The organism is Prevotella corporis DSM 18810 = JCM 8529 (genome assembly GCF_000430525.1).
Taxonomy (GTDB): Bacteria; Bacteroidota; Bacteroidia; order Bacteroidales; family Bacteroidaceae; genus Prevotella; species Prevotella corporis.
Genome location: NZ_AUME01000082.1, coordinates 1 through 2,278 on the forward strand (window position 1 = coordinate 1; position 2,278 = coordinate 2,278).

2 protein-coding genes and 2 pseudogenes are annotated in these 2,278 nt (G+C 38.0%); 2 read left to right on the plus strand and 2 right to left on the minus strand.

Annotated elements, in window-relative coordinates; genetic code table 11:
* Positions 1 to 91, minus strand: a pseudogene (locus H515_RS15375) (transposase); the annotation flags it as partial.
* Between the two features lie 249 nt (positions 92 to 340).
* Here H515_RS15375 and H515_RS0110330 point away from each other — a divergent pair.
* Complete coding sequence (locus tag H515_RS0110330; RefSeq protein ID WP_025878194.1) at positions 341 to 907, plus strand: hypothetical protein; 567 nt, start codon at positions 341 to 343, stop codon at positions 905 to 907.
* 254 nt (positions 908 to 1,161) lie between these two features.
* On the opposite strand, the pseudogene H515_RS15245 reads toward H515_RS0110330, so the two are convergent.
* Positions 1,162 to 1,418: pseudogene (locus H515_RS15245) on the minus strand (transposase); the annotation flags it as partial.
* Between the two features lie 67 nt (positions 1,419 to 1,485).
* Between H515_RS15245 and H515_RS0110335 the strand changes: the two are divergent.
* The gene (locus tag H515_RS0110335) at positions 1,486 to 1,914 is read left to right on the plus strand and encodes a Fur family transcriptional regulator (RefSeq protein WP_036891159.1); all 429 of its coding nucleotides are present in this window, start codon (positions 1,486 to 1,488) and stop codon (positions 1,912 to 1,914) included.
* Positions 1,915 to 2,278: the final 364 nt, after the last annotated feature.

Below are 2,278 nucleotides of genomic sequence, written 5' to 3' on the forward strand. Positions count from 1 at the left end.
TCATGATTAATGACTGAAGGGTAACAAAACCCTCGCTGCTACTTGTGTAATTCGAAAGAATTTCCGAAATTTGCGAATGTGTAAGTTTCATTTTTCCCTTTTTTATAATTTACAAATACAAAGATAAGAAAAAAGAAGCTTACACACTTTTATAGGATAGTACCCGTAACTTATTGATTATCACCTGAAAAGGTACAACTAATAAGTGAGATTGTCAACTTCTAAGATCTTTTCTTATCCCGAACTCGCGTAGCTTTTCGAGCCGTCAAAAGAAAATGTACGAAAAATGTTGTAAATTTGTCGTTAGAATAAAACGATCATTATCATAACTATCCCATCTATGAAGAAATTATTAGTTTTTGCAGGTGCCTTGATGCTATCGGTTTCAGCGATGGCGCAGCATACCCTTGAAAGTCAGATTGCAGAGTTAAAACAAAAGACTGAAGCACAGCAGCAACAGCTGAATGGTCTTTCCCTGCGTGTGAGCGAGGTGGAACAGCTGAATGTCGATCTGCGTAAGGCGATGAACTTTGGCAAGGCCATCACGACGGCACCAGGCAGCAATGGCGTAACCTACAAGTTGATTTCACTGAAGGGAAACAAGGCAGAAAAGACCATTACTGCAGTCTTCCAGATGTCTACAACAGGTGAATTGGTGGATATAGTTATTTTTGGATATGAAGCCTCCTATGTGGATTTGTACGGAGATCGAAAAAGGACAGAGAACCTTACCGTTGGTAATGACGTGATGGTCAGGATATTCAAAGATACCCCAACCAACGGTCGAATCATCTTCAATGATGTGGATATAGACAAGGTGAAGGAAATCAAACTGTTGCGCTTTGAAGTCCTCAATGGAGAGAATAAAGAATCCGTCATGTTTAAGGATTTGAAGGTAGAGTGGTAAAAGTGCTATCTTTTCAATTTCCACTCTCCATCCACCTCATAACCACCATTGTCACCCACTTCCCATTTTGCATTTCGTTTGAAAGCTGATGTTTGGTGTGAAAGTACGTTTTCAAGAATGCCATTGAAACGATAAGGAATTTAGATGGGCATAGGTTGGAGCATTTGCAGAGTAGAGAGCAACGCTTTGAAGACAAATGTCTTCTGAAAACAAGTTAAAAATGCACTTGTACGAGAATTCGGCTCAGTAGAAAATCAATGGGGATAGGCATATAGTTTTGCAATTCTGAATAGGAAGGGCTTCTTGTCTGCCACTCCTCTTAGATTAGCTCGGAAAAGTTTAATTTTGGCATAGAACGATTCTGTTATGGCATTCGAAGATCTGTTGTTATAGAAGTTCAATATCTCATCATAATGCTCGTAGAATGTGGCAGTTCATTGAATGAATGTAAGTCTGCCTCCTCAACTTTATTGTACTACCGTACCATGGAGAGCCTGGCTGCATTTGAAATCTTTTCAAGCTTTTATTTGGTTTTTACCAGAATAATAGCTACTTTTGCATAATATAATAGATTGATCATGACTATAGATCCAGCTTACCAAAAACTCTTAGATTGTGGCATTAGACCCTCAATCCAGCGCATGGAGATAATGCGCTACCTACTTACACACCATACCCATCCAACAATAGATGAGGTTTTCGTGAATTTGAAAAAGAAAATCCCAACAGTCAGTCGAACAACCATATATAATACATTGCGAATGTTCTCAGAGAAAGGTGCAGCTTCAATGATAACTATCGACGAGCATCGCGTTTGTTATGATGGCGATACTTCTCCCCATGGTCATTTCTATTGTAAGGAATGTGGAAGAGTATTTGATTTCTATGACGTACAACCCAATACACAACCCAATACAAAGGAGGGTTTCTTGATTGAAGATACACAGTTGTATTTTCGGGGTCTATGCCCTGAGTGTCAAAAAGAAAGAGCTTCTAGCGTATCTTAATGAAACTCTTATAATCAAAATAAAAGTATGTTTAAGAGGTGACTTCTTTCTGTCTAATGATATTTTTAATGGAAGAATCCCCAATATATTAATCCGTAATGCGGTTCTATGAATTACGGATTTTATGGGTAAGCTTGGCATGAGAATTATCGTAAGTATCTAATATTAGCTGTCTTTCATAAAAACAAATTTCTTCATGGTAAATAAAAATATTAGCTGCTCATACATCGGCTGTCCCTTTGTTTCATAGTTACTTGAATTAATAATAACTAGTCGTCCCTCAAGAACTCGACTTACAACCAGCAAATGGTATTGGATAACACCTTTGTTTCATTAAAGTTGGAATCCACTCCTTGAATACTCC